This window comes from Pseudomonas sp. SJZ074 (assembly GCF_007828215.1).
Taxonomy (GTDB): domain Bacteria; phylum Pseudomonadota; class Gammaproteobacteria; order Pseudomonadales; family Pseudomonadaceae; genus Aquipseudomonas.
The window spans coordinates 1-15,469 of sequence record NZ_VIUE01000021.1; the positions used below are offsets into that span (position 1 = coordinate 1).

Sequence of the window (15,469 nt, forward strand, 5' to 3'; positions counted from 1 at the left end):
CCCGCTTAAAAGGCTAGAACTGGTGTCCACTAATTTAAGTGCACACCATGTCTTGGCTTTGCGGGGCTTGGTAGGTGACTTGGCCGGACGGATACCGTCTTCAGGCTCTGGAGGATCATCAGTGAGTGATTTCAGTCCTGTCATCCCTGATGATTCGCGACACTTTTTCGCTAACGACAAAAGGTGTCGTGACACACCGCAGCATCCGCGCCTGCGTTTCGAAGTCCGCCGCGATTAAGTCCATCAGCAGCCGCTGGTGAACGTCCTGCTGATTGTCGATGCCGTGGGCCTTCATGACCTGTTTCAGGTCCGGCTTGAACACGCCGGCTACCTCAACCGTGAATTTCTCGATGCCAAGCGCGGCGTTCTTGGCTGCTTCCTTCTCGCGCTTTCGGCGCTGCTTGATGGCTTCCGCCGTCGGCTGCTGTTCTTGGGCCATGGCCTACCTCTTCAATTCCGCTGGCCGGCAAGTCCAACCAGGTCTGTCGTTTGCGTTGTTGGATGCGAAACCGTCTCACGCTGCTGCCTTCACCTGCCTCCAGGCGCCGACGGCAGCCAGCAGCGCAGACAATCGCTCCTCGGGTACCGGCGTATCGCCGGGCACCGCCAGCCAGCCCATGCCGATCCGGTGATTCGGGTTACAGTCCGCCTTCACCTCTTCGTAGAAGTGCTCAAGGACATCCGAGAGCCTTCCGCCATGTGCACGCCGTCCGGCCTGATGTCGATTGATTTGATGTACTGGGAGCCGTCTTGGCGAACGTAGATGCCGGCGATGTAGATCGTCCAATGGCGAGCAACATCACAGAGCGCGTCAGCCACCGGCTTTGAAAGGCCGCTGGGGTCAATGTTGATCACTGCGGCGTGGTGGGCATTGACCAGGGCTAGCATGCTTTGCTCGATCTGGACGCGCCGATTGCAAAGTTTGCGCTTACTCATAGCGAATCCGTTCGTCGTACAGCCATTCAATGACTGCATCTGGCCGTACTCGAGCAGACACAGGGAATCGTATTTCTTGCCTTCTGGCGGCAGTCTTTCGCTGCACTTGAGCCAATCACTCATGGCCACCTCCTTTGCTCCTTATCCAACAAAACTCGGATGCACTCATCTGCTTCGCTGGTTGCCGTTGGGCGCGGAGGAGAGTGCATTCGGGGGCGTTAGAGGTGCGCGGCTAAATCGCTAAAGGAACCAGCGAGCTTGGCCGATACGTCTTGGCATTAATGCCAATACTTGAGATATGGAGATTTGAATGTTTCTAAATAAAGTCCGCAGTGATGCGGTCATCGCGGTGATTGCCCTCGCTTATGCCGTTCCAGCTCCGGCAGCCACGGATGTTGTCGCGGATCACGACACTGCGGTTATGGCTGTCGCAGCCACCCAAGCATGCGCAAAAAAGCATCCAGAAGCAGGTATCACTTTAGAAAAATTCATGACAGAACAGAAAGCGGACATAACTGACGAGATGGCGAAACACATCCGTGATGTCGCTGCAAACCCCATGTACGAAATGGAGGTGAAGCAGTCGACTGAGTTCTTCAATTCCAAAGGCGGCCAGGGGTTGCTGGACAGTCTCTGTGATGGATTCATCACTGCGAAGTGATTGTCTCGCTTGCTCACTTTACTCTGGGTTCCATGCCTTATGCAGGTGAGCGGCTATAGGCCGCAAAAATCCTTGCCACCTTGGTGGCGAAGCTGAACCTTGCAGATTTCCAAAACGCCATCCCTGTGATACGCGAGCTTCGCATCTTGAACGAGACGAGTGATCGTTTCGTTAATGCAACTCTTACCCTTGACTCGGCGCCCGAGGTATTTAAGTCCAAGATCTGGCGGTTTGACGAGATCGCTGCAGATAGTTTCCGGATCATACCTGGACTTGATCTTGTCCTAGATGGCCCGTTGTTGAATCGCCTGACAGAAGCGGAGATGTCGACCTTTATCTTCGTTCTTGAAGTCGATGATAAGCAGGCGCAGAGCGGTCGCAAGGAGGTAGCTCGGCTTGAACAGGTCGTAGAGCTTTTGCCCAGAAACCAGTGGGGCGGATTGCGGCATATACCAGATATGACTGCGGCTTTTGTTCAGCTAGTTGCGTGTCTTGCGGATGTTCCTCAGGAATTTGCGTGGTCAGGACCCCCAGCCTAGTCTTTGTTCTGCTCGCCCCACCGATACCGATAGAAAAAACTGACCAACATGCCGTCCTTACTTGTAGATTTCGGCCGGCCAGATTGCCATCCTCCCCGAGAATTCGGCCGGTGTCATCAGCGGTCAGCGATTCGAGTCCTTTGATGGTAATTTTGCCTACGAAATGGACTCCCCCTACTTTTCCCCCTACAAAAACGTCATTTGCGCCGCGTTATCGGTTCCTCAGGTGTGCAGCGGGATGATCGCATTCGCCAGGCTACGACCGAGGGGCGTCAGCGTGTAGTCCACGCGCGGGGGCACTTCCTTGTAGTCGGTCCGTGTAAGCACCTGATCGGCTTCCAGATCCTTTCAATTGGTTTAAGCCCTACTGCAAAGAGGACAATAGAAAGCCCGGGCTTTGCCATAATGCTGTTCACATAAGACTTGCCCGGTTCATTGTGGCGAGGAGATTTATCCCCGCTGGCTGCGAAGCAGTCCCAATACGGACGACTCAATCCACCTGATACACCGAGTCGTAGGGCCTTAGGGCTGCTTCGCAGCCCAGCGGGGATAAATCCCCTCGCCACAGGTTCATCTACTTCCTTAAGTGAACAGCATTACGGACTCTGCCGGACTTTTCCGGGCAAACATTCAGCGCGAATCCACCTCGTGCGAGATTTCGGCGGCTGATCTTCTCTTGCACCTGCGAACCCAGCCAAAGAAAGCGTGAACGGGATGTAGAACTGCTGCAAACAAGCACAACAGCAATATGACGAACATCAAGATCAACGGGGTGCTTTCGTGCGAGAACATGGTGGGTACTCCTGTAGTCACTATGTTGTAACCCGCAGGGTAGACGCGTTTGACCATGATTGGGATGAACGTATGTTCATCCTCGGACGCTTGAATTGTGGTACGGCAGCGCTTGCCCAAAGGGCCGATTCTGATTCGAAAAACCTGTCGCGCTCCGTGACGTCGCTATCGCCTCGCGGCAAAGCAACTTTGCAACGACTGTTGATGCTGCGTGATCAGACGGTTAATTTCCGACCGCCTCACTTCCGACATGTGATTGTTGTCGGCCCAGCTGAGACTGTTTTCCAGATCGTTGATTTCACTCCGTATGGCTTCGCATTGGTCATTCTGCATGGCCGCCAGTCTGGACTGGGTCGATGCAAGCAGTTCGTCTCGTTGCGCCACGGCCTCTCTCCATTTCTGAAGCAAGGCAGCGAGCTCGTCGTTCTGCTTTTGCAGTTCCTGATTACGCGCGGTCTGGTTCTCTAGCGCGTTTTTTTGTTGTCCAAAATTCATACCCCCCACCACAAAGGTGGTGCCGATGCCTACGATGAACGTTCCAAGCGCTATCGCAGTTGTCAGCCATGGCGTGCCGGAGCTGGCTGCCGGCGTAGGTGAGTGTGCGGTGTTCATCAAGATAATCGTCCTTCCATGGTCTTGTGGACCCGTTTTATACAATGCGCGTTGTCACTTTGCACACTGCTCGCGCCTCTGCGGGCGAGGGATGTTCGTCAAACGGCGTGATGATAAAGTGCGCACGTTTTGGCCGACAGATGGTCTGGGTTCTACGATCAAGGAGCTTTGAATGTCGTTGTTAAGGATGTCCACACTTTCACTGTGCTTGGCAGGGATGGGTTTTGCTGGCGGCGTTTTCGCGAGTCAGCAGGATGAAAAGCATCAGGGGCTGGTCGCCTTGGTTGCCATGGAGCAGGTGTGCAACAAAACCAACCCTGGCCTCAAGGGGGACGTGGAGAATGCCATGGCTGCAGACCCGAAGATCGACGAGGCGACCAAGGCGCAAGTCAGGAAAATAAAATCCGATCCGGCTTATAAATTCCAGGTGAAGAGCATGGCGGATAACCTCGTCAACTCGCCACTGGCAGGCGCCGCGCAGGGGATGTGCAAGGATTATGCGCCGAAGTAATCCGGTGCATCGGCGACCCTCATTCAGCCACCAACAACAATGATTGCGGCACCGCACGCTGAGGGTGTTGCGGTTCCTGCAGGCCCGTCAGCCGAAAGCCGGCCATGTCCAGGGCATTGAACCAGCTAGGCAGGGTGCGCAAGTACCACGGCATGGGCTGCCATTGTCCCTTGAAATCGTCGAAGTGTTCCTGCCGCCAGCCATCCTGATAGTCGCCCGCGGCGGCGACCCACGGATGCAAGGTCTGGATCACCAGGGCGCCGCCAGCGACGAGCAGAGCCTTGATGGTGGTGAGCAGGGGGATGATGTCCTGATGCAACAGCGCGAAGTTGGCGCAGACCAGGTCGTAGTCGCTGCCGATATCTACCTTCGCCTGAACCAGCGCTTCATAGCTTGCCAGATGCACGGGGGAAGAGCCGGCCGCCCGTGCGGACTCTACCAGCGTGGCATCGCCGTCCACCCCAACGGCCTGGATACCCCGTCCAGCCAGGGCACGCAATAACCAGCCTTCACCGCAGCCCAGGTCGAGCACGCGCCCGGGTTGGCGGCTGAGTATTGCCAGCAGGATGGCCTGATCGGTGACTTCGCGCCGGCTTGCGATGGCGCCGGTGCGCACGGCGTCGATCCAGGCCTGGGCGTTGTGATGCCAGCTTTGAAGGAGCTCTGATTCGTGGGGCATGTCGGTGTCCGGCGCAGGCCTGAGTGCAAGAATAGAATACATTCTCCAATCGCTTTTATTTTGGATTCGGCTTCACTTAGACCTACGAGTCGGCAAAATGTACTCCGGTGTACATTCTTCGGGCGGCAGGGTACATTCAGCTCACTTTTTTGAATAAGGTGAGCGAGATGTCCCAGTTGGGGAAGGCCCGTGGCAAGGCCCAGGACACCGGTTGGCGCGGGTCGCCGGAGGGCTGGCTGGAGGCTGCCTACGATGCCTTGAAGGAGTCGGGGATCGATGCGGTCCGGGTTATGCCGCTCGCCAAGCGCCTGGGTTTGTCGCGAACCAGTTTCTATTGGTTTTTCGAGGACCGTGAACAGCTGTTGGCCGCCTTGCTTTCCCGTTGGCGCGAGACCAATACGGGAGGCTTGATCCGGCAGAGCGAAAGCTATGCGCAGAGCATTTCCGAAGCGATCCTGAATGTCTTCGAGTGTTGGCTCAACCCGCAACTGTTCGATTCGCAATTCGAGTTTGCCGTGCGCAGTTGGGCGCTGCAGTCGGCTGAGGTGGCTCAGGAGGTCGCCACCGTGGACGAACAGCGTATCAGCGCCCTGACGAGCATGTTCAAGCGGTTTGGCTATGACAGCCAGGGTGCCGATACCCGGGCCCGAACGATTTACCTGACCCAGATCGGCTATATCAGCATGAACACCAGTGAGCTGATCACCACGCGTTTTGAGCGTATTCCTCATTACGTGAGCATTTTCACCGGCAAGGTTCCCAAACAGCGCGAGCTGGATCGTTTTTACGGAAAGTTCGGTTACGCGGAAAAAGAACCTGGGGTTTTCGTTCCCTTGACGGAAACTTTCGAAGAGGTCGTCGCAAAATGATCAGCGAAACGCTCGGTATCATTGGCGGAACGGGTTGGTTGGGCGGGGCGATTGCGAAAGCGATCATGGAGAAGTCCCTGGTGCCACCCGGCAATTTGATCATTTCAAATCGTTCAGGCAGTCATCCGTTGGCACAACAAGGCGTCTGTCTGGTCACGGACAACCAGGCGCTGGTTGCACATAGCGACGTAGTGGTCATCGCGGTACGCCCCGAACATTTCGCCGGCCTGGACATCGACGCGACGGGCAAGACCATCGTTTCTTTGATGGCTGGGATCACGGCGCAGGCGATTGCCGCACAGACCTCGGCTTCGGTGGTCGTGCGGGCGATGCCCAACGCGGCGGTGGAAATCCGGCAATCCTTTACGCCATGGTTTTGTTGGGGGGAGGTGGGCGCGGCGACCAGGGCTCTGGTGCAACGGCTGTTCGAATCCGTGGGCACTGCGGCTGAAGTTCAGGAAGAAGGCTTCATCGACTACCTGTCCGCGCTGTCGGGCACCGGCCCTGCCTTTGCGGCCTTGTTGATGACGGCTTTGACCAACCAGGCGGTAGCGACCGGCCTGCCTGCGGATATCGCGCATATGGCTGCCAAGAACGTCGTGGTCAACAGCAGCCAGCTTCTGCAAAACCATGATGCCTTGGCGATGATCGAGGCCTTGGTTGCTTATCGAGGCGTCACGGCTGCAGCGTTGCAATCAATGATCGACAGTCGCTTCGAAGAACACGTCGGCCGGGCATTGCAAGCCGGCGCGGCGGTCGCTCGCAAAGGGCTGCATGCCTGATGGAAACACAGCCCCGCGCCATTGAATGACCTCAAATGTCCTTGAGCAACCGCAGCGCATCGTAGATGGCAGCATGGGTATTACGCGCCGACACGGCGTCGCCAATCCGGAACAACTGGAAACAGCCCTCGGGGTTGGTCACGATGTTCTGGGTTTTCCCGGCGATCAGATCATGTTGTTCAACCGCACCGTTGTTGCGCGAATGGGGACGCAGCTCGAAGTACAGATCGTCGAGGGGCAGGGTGCCGTGGTTGATGACTACCTGATCGACCACTCGCTGTTTATGGACCTGGCCATAATCGCTGCCGAGGTTCGCCACCAATTGCCCGTCGCGTTTCTCCACCGAGTCGACTCGATAGGTAACGGTAAAGGTGACGTTCAGGTCTTGCAGGCTGCGCATGTAGGGCACCAGGTTCATCGCCATCACCTCCGGCGCGAACGAGCGGTCTGGTGTGACGATCTCCAGTTTCGCCCCGCTGTGGGCGATGACCTCGGCCGCTTGTAGCGCCGCGTGGTCGCCCGCGTCGTCAAAAATCAGCACGTTCTGGCCGGGTTTGACGTCGCCGGAAATGATGTCCCAGGTCGACACCACCAGTTCATTGCCGCGCTCGAGCACTTCGGTGTGCGGCAAGCCACCGGTGGCGACGATTACCACGTCCGGGTTTTCCGCCAGCACTGTCTCGGCCTCGGCCCAGGTGTTGAAACGGAACTTCACGCCCAGCCGTTCGCATTGCGCCATGCGCCAGTCGATGATGCTGATCATCTCGCGCCGCCGCTCGCTCTGCGCCGTCAGACGGATCTGGCCGCCGGGTTGATCGGCGACTTCAAACACCGTAACGTCGTGGCCGCGTTCGCCGGCGACCCGCGCCGCTTCCAGGCCCGCCGGGCCGGTGCCGATCACCACCACTTTGCGCTTGACCGATGCTTTGGGGATTTCGTGGGGCATGGTGGTTTCGCGCCCGGTGGCGGCGTTGTGAATGCAGTACGCGGCACCGCCCTGATAGATGCGGTCCAGGCAGTAGTTGGCGCCGACGCAGGGACGGATGTCTTCTTCGCGCTTCTCGATGATCTTGCGCACGATGTGCGGGTCGGTCATGTGCGCCCGGGTCATGCCGATCATGTCCACCTTGCCGGAGGCGATGGCATGGCGCGCCGTGGCAACGTCGGGAATCTTCGCGGCATGGAAAGTAGGGAAGCCGGTGGCCGAACGGATCTCGCCGGCAAAATCCAGGTGCGGGGAATTGCGCATACCCTGGATCGGAATCACATCGGTGAGGCCGGCATCGGTGTCGATGTGGCCGCGAACGACGTTGAGGAAGTCGACCAGGCCACTGTCCTTGAGCATGTGCGAGATCTGGATGCCGTCCTTGGCACCGAAACCGCCGGGCAGATCTTCATCGCCGGTGTAGCGAACCCCCAGCAGGAAATCCTCGCCGCAGCGCTGGCGGATGCCGCGCAGGACGTCGAAGGTAAAGCGCAACCGGTTCTCCAGCGAACCGCCGTAGGGGCCGTCAAGGTCGTTGGTCAGTGGCGACCAGAACTGGTCCATGAGATGCCCGTAGGCTTGCAGTTCCAAGCCATCCAGCCCGGCGGCCTTCATCCGTTCGGCGGCGTCCACATAGTCCTTGATGATGCGATCGATGTCCCAGTCTTCCAGTTTTTTCGGAAAAGAGCGGTGCGACGCTTCCCGACGGTGTGAAGGCGAAACCACCGGTAGCCAGTCAGCCTTGTCCCAGCGCGTGCGCCGCCCCAGGTGGGTCAGCTGGATCATGACCGCCGCGCCGTATTCGTGGCATTCGTCGGTCAGCTCCTTCATCCATTTGACCACTTCATCCTTGTACGCCAGCACATTGTTGAACACCGGCGGGCTATCGCGGGAAACCGCGGCGGAGCCGGCGGTCATGGTCAGCGCCACACCGGCCTTTGCCCGTTCAACGTGGTACGCCCGATACAGGTCCTTCGGCATGCCGTCGACAGGGTAGGCTGGCTCATGGGAGGTGGTCATGATCCGGTTTCTGAGCGTCAGGTGTTTGATCTTGTAGGGCTGCAGCAAGGGATCGCTGGACATGGGTTGCGCTCCGGGAACAGAACATCAGGTTGGGTTTTGACATAACCGTATGTTCAATGTTCATGTGTGTCAATGTGGTTTGACACAGGTGTACATTTTTTCTTGCGTGACAAAAAAGCCAGGATTAGTATCGGTTCGCAACCAGGTGGAACGACCTGAATGCCTGATTCATTTGCATAACCAGATCCAAGCGTTTCCTCGAGGTGCAGGACCCTGCGCTTCATGAGGGAATATGAGTCTTTCTGCTGCCCTGCTAATAACTATTAATACAGACGCGGAGATGCATCATGATGACGTTACCCAGAAAAACGTGTATCGGTTGGCTCGCAGGCTTGGCGATGGCGTCCGGTTGCCTGACGGCTCACGCCGAGGAACCCACGCCCATCCGGATTGGATGGGTGAATTGGTCGGATACGGAAATCGCTGTAAAACTGGCAGACACGGCACTGCGGGACCAGCTGAAACAGCCGGTCAAATTGGTCCTGGCCGATATCGGTATTCAGTTCCAGGCGCTGGCGAACGGCAGTATCGACCTGATTCCGATGGTCTGGCTGCCGAGCACTCACAAGTCTTTTTATGACAAGTACAAGAACAAGCTTGAAGACCTCGGCTCCTTGTACGAAGGGCGAATCGGCATGGCAGTGCCGACGTCCATTCCCACCAGTGAGATCGCCAGTGTCGAAGACCTCAACAAGCCCGAAGTGCGGGAAAAACTCGGCGGCAAGATCCTCACCTCCGAAGTCGGTAATGGTCAGTACAAACTCACGGAGAAAGCCATCCGGGAGTACAAGCTCGATGGCTACAAGATGGTCGCTTCTTCCGAGTCCGGCATGCTGAGTGAGCTGGATCGTAATCTCAAGCGTGATAAATGGTCGTTGATCAACGCCTGGAGCCCGCACTGGATGTTCTCCAAGTGGTCGCTGCGCTACCTGGATGATCCGAAGCAGATTTTCGGTGGTGCCGAGCAGATCCACGCGGTTGCCCGCAAAGGTTTCAGCGCCGAACATCCCGATGTGGCCCGGTTCTTCGCCAACTTCAAGATCCCACAGACCGATCTTGAGAAGCTGATGGCGACTGCCCGTGACAGTTCTGCCGACGAGGTGGTGGCTGAATACTATGCTGCCAACAAGCCGCGTTTCGAGGCGATGTTTGGCAATCGAACGGCGTCCGCGACAACTGCTCAGCCATGACTGCTGCGGTCTTCCAGTGTTCGCAGGAGGTCGGGATCGCTGCTGGATGAGTGAGCAGCGTTCAATCCACTTCGGAGCCGGGCTCAGAACGGCGCATGATCAGCACCGATACCTCGTAGGTGAGAACTTTTCTAAGGTTGTCGGTAAAAACTTCAACCGCCAGGACGACCCAGCCTCGGTCATTTCTCCGGGGGTGGGACGTTGAGGTCAGCACCTTGGCGCCAATGCTGATCACATCCCCCGGTAGTACTGGGGACAGCATCCGGAGTTTATCGAACTGTCCACCCGCGACAATGCGGGTCCGCAGATACAAGACCTCGCACATGAGGCGTTGCACGATCGCGAAGGTTTGTATCCCGCTGGCACAGTGAACGCCGAGAGGGCTTTTGCGAGCCTGTTCTGGATCGACATGAATGTCCAGGGGGTCATATTCCGAGGCAAAGGCGATGATCTCTTCCTCACTCATCGCTTCAGACCGCGATGCCGTCCACGTATTGCCTGGTTTGAAGTCTTCCCAGAAGAGCATTGCTTGCATCATGGGGCCAATCCCGTCATTGATTTTCCATACCACGATTCTTCCGCACACGGCTCTGATCCTGGAGCGCGTACTTGACCGCGGCAATGTTCAAATACCTCAGCCCAAGTGAACGTTTTGGACGTTGACAGCAGGGCGCGGGCAACGGAACGTAGCGATGATCGAGCCGGCCAAGCCATGTAGCGCGGACCGCTGAAGGCAGTCTCGTCCGCACATGGCTTTAATGGAGAAGAGATGACACAGGTTCAATACAAGGGAACCACTTCAATCGGTTTGGTACATGAAGCGTTGTCCGGGGCGATTCGACGTGGCCTGGATGTACAACCGATTCTGCAGTTCGCCCGTATTGATCCTGAACTTCTGCAGGCCCCGCAAGCGCGAGTCGAGGCGTCCGCTTTTTCACGTCTGTGGATCGCCTTGTCAGACCAGTTGGATGACGAGTTTTTCGGGATCGATAGTCATCCGATGCGCAGGGGTAGTTTCCAGTTGATGTGTCATGCGGTCATCGGATGCCGCTCCCTGGAACAGGCTTTACAGCGCATGTTGGCCTTTCTTCGCAGCATCCTGGATGACATTTACGGGACGCTGGAGATCGAGGGGGACGAAGCGCGGATCATCATTCATGACCATGGGATCGAGCGCCGCCTATTCGCCTACGGCACCTGGTTGATCCTGGTGCATGGCCTGCTTTGTTGGCTAGCCAATAGACGAATTCCACTGCAAGAAGCGCGCTTTCGGCCCTCTCGTCCAGAGGACGACAGTGACTACCGGATGCGGTTTTGCGCCGACATTGAATATGATTCGGCGAGCACCTGGGTTTGCTTTGACCGTAGCTTTCTGAACCTGAAAATTGCCCAGAACAACAGTCATCTGTCCGCCTTCCTTCGAGAAGCACCGGCTAATCTGTTAGTGAAGTATCGCAACGATGAAAGCCTGAGTGCGTTGATTCGGCATCGTCTGCGGGAACAAAGCCCCGACGATTGGCCGGAGTTGGAGGCCATCGCCAAAGACCTTCGAATCTCCAGTTCGACACTCCAGCGCCGTCTCCAGGCTGAGGGCACCAGTTATCAACACCTGAAAGACGATCTTCGACGGGACATGGCCATCAATCTTTTGGGCCAGGCTGCGCTGAGTGTCAGCGACGTGGCGGCCCTCACCGGATTTCAGGAAACCAGTGCGTTTCACCGCGCCTTCAAGAAGTGGACGGGCGTCAGCCCTGGGGCCTATCGCAGTCATCCTGGCGCTCCCTAGTGGGGAGTGCGGCTGGAGCGGCGCGCTGCGTCATATCACCGATAGATAAATTGAACGGGGTCAACACCATCGAGTGCCCGGATCGGTCATGCACAACGATGTCTTCGGGCATGGGCCAACTTCATTTTGAATCTTAGGATGCGTCACAGGTAGCCCATCAGATCGGCCACCCCCTGTGCTCTTCTCCAATAAGAACAAGATCGAAGGAGATACCCTATGCAATCGGTCAATGTGTATGCGCTCACGGGCAACTCAACGTTCAATCGCTTCCATGGATTTATTCTGTTCTGGTGTGTGCTCATTCTGATTATCGATGGGTATGACCTTGCTGTCGTAGGTGCCGCACTGCCCGCGATCATGGCTGACATGAACATTGATCCGACCAGTGCCGGCGTCATGGCCGGTCCGCTCTGTTCGGAACGATGCTCGGCGCAATCTTTCTCGGGACGCTGGCAGACCGGATCGGTCGGCCGAGGATGGTTGCCATTTGCGTGGCGCTGTTCAGCCTTTTCACCGCAGCAGCGGGCCTCACGAGCGATCCGATCAGTTTCAGCATCGCGCGGTTTATCGCCGGTCTTGGCATTGGCGGTGTCCTGCCGATCTGTACGGCGCAAATGGGTGAGTTCTCTCCCATCAAGCTGCGTACCCGCCTGGTGACGCTAGTATTCGCAGGTTATTCGATCGGGGGAATTCTGGTGGCCCTGACCGCCAAGCAACTCATCGAAAACCATGGCTGGCAGTCGGTTTTTTATGTCGCGGGTCTGCCGGTGTTCTTGATCCCATTCATTTTGAAAAGCATGCCCGAGTCCATCGCAAATCTGCTCAAGCAGGGGCGCCAGGGCGAGCTGCGTGCAATTGTCCGGAAAATCGATCCGGGGCTGGTGATCAGCGATGACGCGGTAATGACCGGTCATGCAGATGTCTTGGACAAGCAGGAGGCGCCGGTTCGAAATCTCTTTCGAGACGGCCGCGGGTTCAGCACCGTGATGATCTGGGTGGCTTTCATGACCGGCCTGTTCATGGTCTATGCACTCAACGCCTGGCTCACCAAGTTGATGGCCATGGCCGGGTTCAGCCTTGGATCAGCGCTGAACTTTGTCATCGTCTTCAACCTGGGGGCGATAGTGGGTGCGCTCGGGGGCGGCTGGCTCAGCGACAAGCTGAACATCAAGCATGTACTGGTCGCGTTCTATCTGATCGGCGCTATCGCCTTGACGCTATTGGGTTACACCCGGTCCACCACCTTGTTATTTGCCGTTGTGTTCATCGTCGGTGCATCGACGCTTGGAACACAGCTTCTAGCGTATGCCTACGCGGGCGATTTCTACCCCTCCACCATTCGTTCCACCGGCGTTGGTTTCGCCTCCGGGGTTGGCCGGGTCGGCGCTATCGTCGCGCCGGTGCTCATCGGTTGGTTGGTGTCGATCAAGCTGCCCCTCGAACAAAACTTCATGGCGATCAGCCTGGCCGGTCTCATTGGCGCCGCCGCCGTTTCCCTGATCAATCAGACCCGCGCCGACTCGGCTCGCGCGCGAAATACCGCTGCGTTGCCTGGCTGACTTTACGATTGAAGCGCCAGCGTTTTCCTGAATCCGTCACCCATGGGACAAGAGCATGAACCGCTTATCACAGCCTCCACTCTCGCCTGAATTGTTGAGTCGAACGGTGGATTGGGCGATTACCACGCGTCGCAGCATGAGGGCCTATTTGCCGACCCCGGTGCCGCTTGAAGAGGTCGAATCGGTTCTCGACATTGCTCGTTTCTGCCCCACTGGTGTGAACATGCAGCCGTGGCGGGTCCACGTGGTGACGGGGGAGGTCAAGGAACGGCTATCCCAGGTCATCGCCCAGCTCGATGACGACCCTGCGTTGAACCTTCGTCTTGCAGATGCCTACGAGTATTACCCGCGCCAATGGGTCGCTCCTTACATCGACAGGAAAAGACAGGTGGGCTGGGCGTTGTACGGCCTGCTGGGTATCGAAAAGGGTGACAAGCAACGCATGCATCAGCAGCACGGCCGCAATTATCGCTTTTTCGATGCGCCGGTTGGCCTGTTGTTCACCATCGATCGAGTGCTTTGCAAAGGGAGTTTGCTCGACTATGGCATGTTCCTGCAGAGCGTGATGGTCGCGGCCCGTGGCAGAGGGCTGCACACCTGTCCCCAAGCCGCCTTCTTGAAGTACCACCAAGTGATTGCCGAGTTACTCGCCATCCCATCCGACCAGATGCTGGTGTGCGGGATGAGTCTCGGCTACGCGGACGAGGCCAGCATAGAAAACAGCCTGGTGACTGATCGAGAGCCGGTAAGCGCGTTCGCAACGTTCCATCACAATAATAAGGAGTCAATGGTATGAGTCGTGAAGCCTATGAGTACGGTCTCGACCGGAGTTCTGCGAACCATCTGCCGCTCACGCCTCTCGGGTTCCTGGACCGCGCGGCACTGGTGCACCCGAGTCGGGTAGCGGTCATTCATGGCGATCTACGAAGAACCTGGTCTGAAACCCGTGACCGTGCCTTTCGTCTTGCATCTGCGCTCGTTGCCAGGGGAATCGGGAGGGGCGACACCGTTTCCATCCTGTCTCCTAACACGCCCGCGATGTTCGAAGCACATTACGGCGTGCCTTTATCCGGCGCGGTTCTGAACTGCGTCAACTATCGGCTGGATGCGGAGGGCGTGGCGTTCATTCTCCGCCATGCGGAGTGCAAGGTGCTCTTTGTCGATCGCGAATTTGCCGCGCTGGCCGCGGCGGCTATCGAACTGCTCGCAGAGCGCCCGACAGTCGTCGATATCGACGATCATTTGGCGCCTGTGGGCCCAGCGATCGGTGAGATCGATTATGAGTCGCTGCTGCATGAAGGCGATCCTGGGTTTGCTGGCGTGTGGCCGGTTGATGAATGGCAACCCATCGCACTCAATTACACCTCTGGCACCACCGGCGACCCTAAAGGGGTTGTCGCCAGTCATCGGGGAACGTACCTGATGAGCCTGCTGCAACTCACCAACTGGCCGGTATCCAACGCGCCGCGCTATTTGTGGACGCTCCCCATGTTCCATGCCAACGGATGGTGTTTTACTTGGGCAATCACGGCGGCGGCGGGTACGCACGTGTGCCTTCGCAAGGTCTCGGCAGACGCCGTGTTCGAGGCGATCGACCGCCATGGGGTCGATCATTTCTGTGCCGCGCCCATTGTCATGGCAATGATTGCCAACTCGACGGAGCGACCACCATTGGCGTCTCCCGTTCGTGTATTGACTGCAGGTTCCCCGCCACCTGCGGCGGTACTGAACGCGGTCGCCTCTCTGGGTTTTGATGTCGACCACGTCTACGGCATTACCGAGGTCTGTGGCACGCCTGTCAGTTGCGTATGGCAGGACGGCTGGTCTGATCGCCCATCGTCTGAGCAGAGTTCGCTTCGGGTGCGCCAGGGCGCGCGAGCGGCAGCATTCGAAGGGTTGATGGTTGCGGATGCCGAGAGCTTTGAACCTGTACCGCACGATGGTCGAACCACCGGCGAGCTATTGCTTCGCGGCAATACGGTGATGATGGGCTATCTGAAAAATCCACGTGCCAATGAAAAGGCCTTTGCCGGCGGTTGGTTCCATACGGGCGACGTCGCAGTCGTGCATGAAAACGGTTATGTGCAGATCACCGATCGCTGTAAGGACGTCATCATCTCGGGCGGGGAAAATATCTCCTCCATCGAAATCGAGGACGTGATTCATGGCCACCCGGCTGTGTTGCACGCCGCAGTGGTTGCCCAGCCCGACGATAAATGGGGCGAGGTGCCTTGTGCCTTCATCGAACTGAAGGTCGGCGCAACGCCCCCCGACGAAGCGCAATTGATTGCCTTCTGCCAGGAGCGTCTGGCACGGTTCAAGTGTCCACGCAGGGTCATGTTCATGGAACTGCCGAAAACGGCGACGGGGAAAATCCAGAAATTCATTCTTCGCGAGCAGGCAGGAAGCCGGGAAGCGATTGTTCGACTGGCGTCGGGAGGGTAAGTCCTCGGCTGTAGAGCGAGAACCGATTCAGGGTTCGCGC

Annotated in this window: 15 protein-coding genes and 3 pseudogenes; 10 read left to right on the plus strand and 8 right to left on the minus strand. The window is 57.5% G+C overall.

Annotation, left to right across the window (positions count from 1 at the left end; translation table 11 throughout):
* Positions 1-118 precede the first annotated feature (118 nt).
* Together FBX99_RS19870 and FBX99_RS19875 are read right to left on the minus strand one after the other, a co-directional pair.
* On the minus strand, positions 119-439 hold the full coding sequence (locus FBX99_RS19870; protein ID WP_145132627.1) for a hypothetical protein: 321 nt from the start codon (positions 437-439) through the stop codon (positions 119-121).
* A gap of 212 nt (positions 440-651) precedes the next feature.
* Positions 652-1,059 carry a hypothetical protein gene (locus FBX99_RS19875; protein ID WP_145132629.1) on the minus strand — a complete coding sequence of 136 codons (408 nt, stop codon included), beginning with the start codon at positions 1,057-1,059 and terminating at the stop codon, positions 652-654.
* A gap of 187 nt (positions 1,060-1,246) precedes the next feature.
* Between FBX99_RS19875 and FBX99_RS19880 the strand changes: the two genes are divergently transcribed.
* Positions 1,247-1,597, plus strand: coding sequence for a hypothetical protein (locus FBX99_RS19880; RefSeq protein ID WP_145132631.1), 351 nt, complete (start codon positions 1,247-1,249; stop codon positions 1,595-1,597).
* A gap of 83 nt (positions 1,598-1,680) precedes the next feature.
* The gene (locus FBX99_RS29630; protein ID WP_371923878.1) at positions 1,681-2,136 is read left to right on the plus strand and encodes a hypothetical protein; all 456 of its coding nucleotides are present in this window, start codon (positions 1,681-1,683) and stop codon (positions 2,134-2,136) included.
* Here the strand turns inward: FBX99_RS29630 and FBX99_RS29245 are convergent.
* The 3 genes and pseudogenes from FBX99_RS29245 to FBX99_RS19895 form a co-directional block, all read right to left on the minus strand.
* Positions 2,136-2,287, minus strand: a pseudogene (locus tag FBX99_RS29245) (site-specific integrase); the annotation flags it as partial. The gene FBX99_RS29630 and the pseudogene FBX99_RS29245 overlap by 1 nt on opposite strands.
* A gap of 71 nt (positions 2,288-2,358) precedes the next feature.
* Positions 2,359-2,484 (minus strand): annotated as a pseudogene (locus FBX99_RS19890) (winged helix-turn-helix transcriptional regulator); the annotation flags it as partial.
* 609 nt (positions 2,485-3,093) lie between these two features.
* A complete protein-coding gene (locus FBX99_RS19895) occupies positions 3,094-3,540 on the minus strand; it encodes a hypothetical protein (protein WP_145132633.1) in 447 nt (148 codons plus the stop codon).
* 172 nt (positions 3,541-3,712) lie between these two features.
* Here FBX99_RS19895 and FBX99_RS19900 point away from each other — a divergent pair, with 172 nt between their 5' ends.
* Complete coding sequence (locus FBX99_RS19900; RefSeq protein WP_145132635.1) at positions 3,713-4,051, plus strand: hypothetical protein; 339 nt, start codon at positions 3,713-3,715, stop codon at positions 4,049-4,051.
* 19 nt (positions 4,052-4,070) lie between these two features.
* On the opposite strand, the gene FBX99_RS19905 is transcribed toward FBX99_RS19900, so the two are convergent.
* Complete coding sequence (locus tag FBX99_RS19905; RefSeq protein ID WP_144930311.1) at positions 4,071-4,730, minus strand: bifunctional 2-polyprenyl-6-hydroxyphenol methylase/3-demethylubiquinol 3-O-methyltransferase UbiG; 660 nt, start codon at positions 4,728-4,730, stop codon at positions 4,071-4,073.
* 167 nt (positions 4,731-4,897) lie between these two features.
* Here FBX99_RS19905 and FBX99_RS19910 point away from each other — a divergent pair, with 167 nt between their 5' ends.
* Both FBX99_RS19910 and FBX99_RS19915 read left to right on the plus strand, forming a co-directional pair.
* A complete protein-coding gene (locus tag FBX99_RS19910) occupies positions 4,898-5,599 on the plus strand; it encodes a TetR/AcrR family transcriptional regulator (protein ID WP_144930312.1) in 702 nt (233 codons plus the stop codon).
* Positions 5,596-6,381 (plus strand): pyrroline-5-carboxylate reductase, encoded by a 786-nt coding sequence (locus FBX99_RS19915; protein WP_145132637.1) that lies wholly within the window; start codon positions 5,596-5,598, stop codon positions 6,379-6,381. The genes FBX99_RS19910 and FBX99_RS19915 overlap by 4 nt, the downstream gene beginning before the upstream one ends.
* A gap of 31 nt (positions 6,382-6,412) precedes the next feature.
* Here the strand turns inward: FBX99_RS19915 and FBX99_RS19920 are convergent, their stop codons facing one another.
* Positions 6,413-8,449, minus strand: coding sequence for an NADH:flavin oxidoreductase (locus FBX99_RS19920; RefSeq protein ID WP_144930314.1), 2,037 nt, complete (start codon positions 8,447-8,449; stop codon positions 6,413-6,415).
* Between the two features lie 287 nt (positions 8,450-8,736).
* Between FBX99_RS19920 and FBX99_RS19925 the strand changes: the two genes are divergently transcribed.
* Positions 8,737-9,639, plus strand: coding sequence for a glycine betaine ABC transporter substrate-binding protein (locus FBX99_RS19925; RefSeq protein WP_144930315.1), 903 nt, complete (start codon positions 8,737-8,739; stop codon positions 9,637-9,639).
* 61 nt (positions 9,640-9,700) lie between these two features.
* Here FBX99_RS19925 and FBX99_RS19930 read toward each other — a convergent pair whose 3' ends face one another.
* Positions 9,701-10,177, minus strand: a complete 477-nt coding sequence (locus FBX99_RS19930; RefSeq protein ID WP_178112010.1) for a MaoC/PaaZ C-terminal domain-containing protein — start codon at positions 10,175-10,177, stop codon at positions 9,701-9,703.
* A gap of 231 nt (positions 10,178-10,408) precedes the next feature.
* On the opposite strand from FBX99_RS19930, the gene FBX99_RS19935 reads away from it, so the two are divergent.
* The 4 genes and pseudogenes from FBX99_RS19935 (at position 10,409) to FBX99_RS19950 (ending at position 15,429) form a co-directional block, all read left to right on the plus strand.
* Positions 10,409-11,425: an AraC family transcriptional regulator gene (locus tag FBX99_RS19935; RefSeq protein WP_144930316.1), complete on the plus strand. Its 1,017-nt coding sequence runs from the start codon at positions 10,409-10,411 to the stop codon at positions 11,423-11,425.
* A 216-nt stretch (positions 11,426-11,641) separates the two neighbouring features.
* Positions 11,642-12,984, plus strand: a pseudogene (locus tag FBX99_RS19940) (MFS transporter).
* A 55-nt stretch (positions 12,985-13,039) separates the two neighbouring features.
* Entirely contained in the window at positions 13,040-13,780 is a 741-nt protein-coding gene (locus tag FBX99_RS19945) for a nitroreductase (RefSeq protein ID WP_145132639.1), read from the plus strand.
* Positions 13,777-15,429: an AMP-binding protein gene (locus tag FBX99_RS19950; RefSeq protein ID WP_145132641.1), complete on the plus strand. Its 1,653-nt coding sequence runs from the start codon at positions 13,777-13,779 to the stop codon at positions 15,427-15,429. Before FBX99_RS19945 ends, FBX99_RS19950 begins: the two co-directional genes overlap by 4 nt.
* The last annotated feature ends 40 nt before the right edge of the window (positions 15,430-15,469 follow it).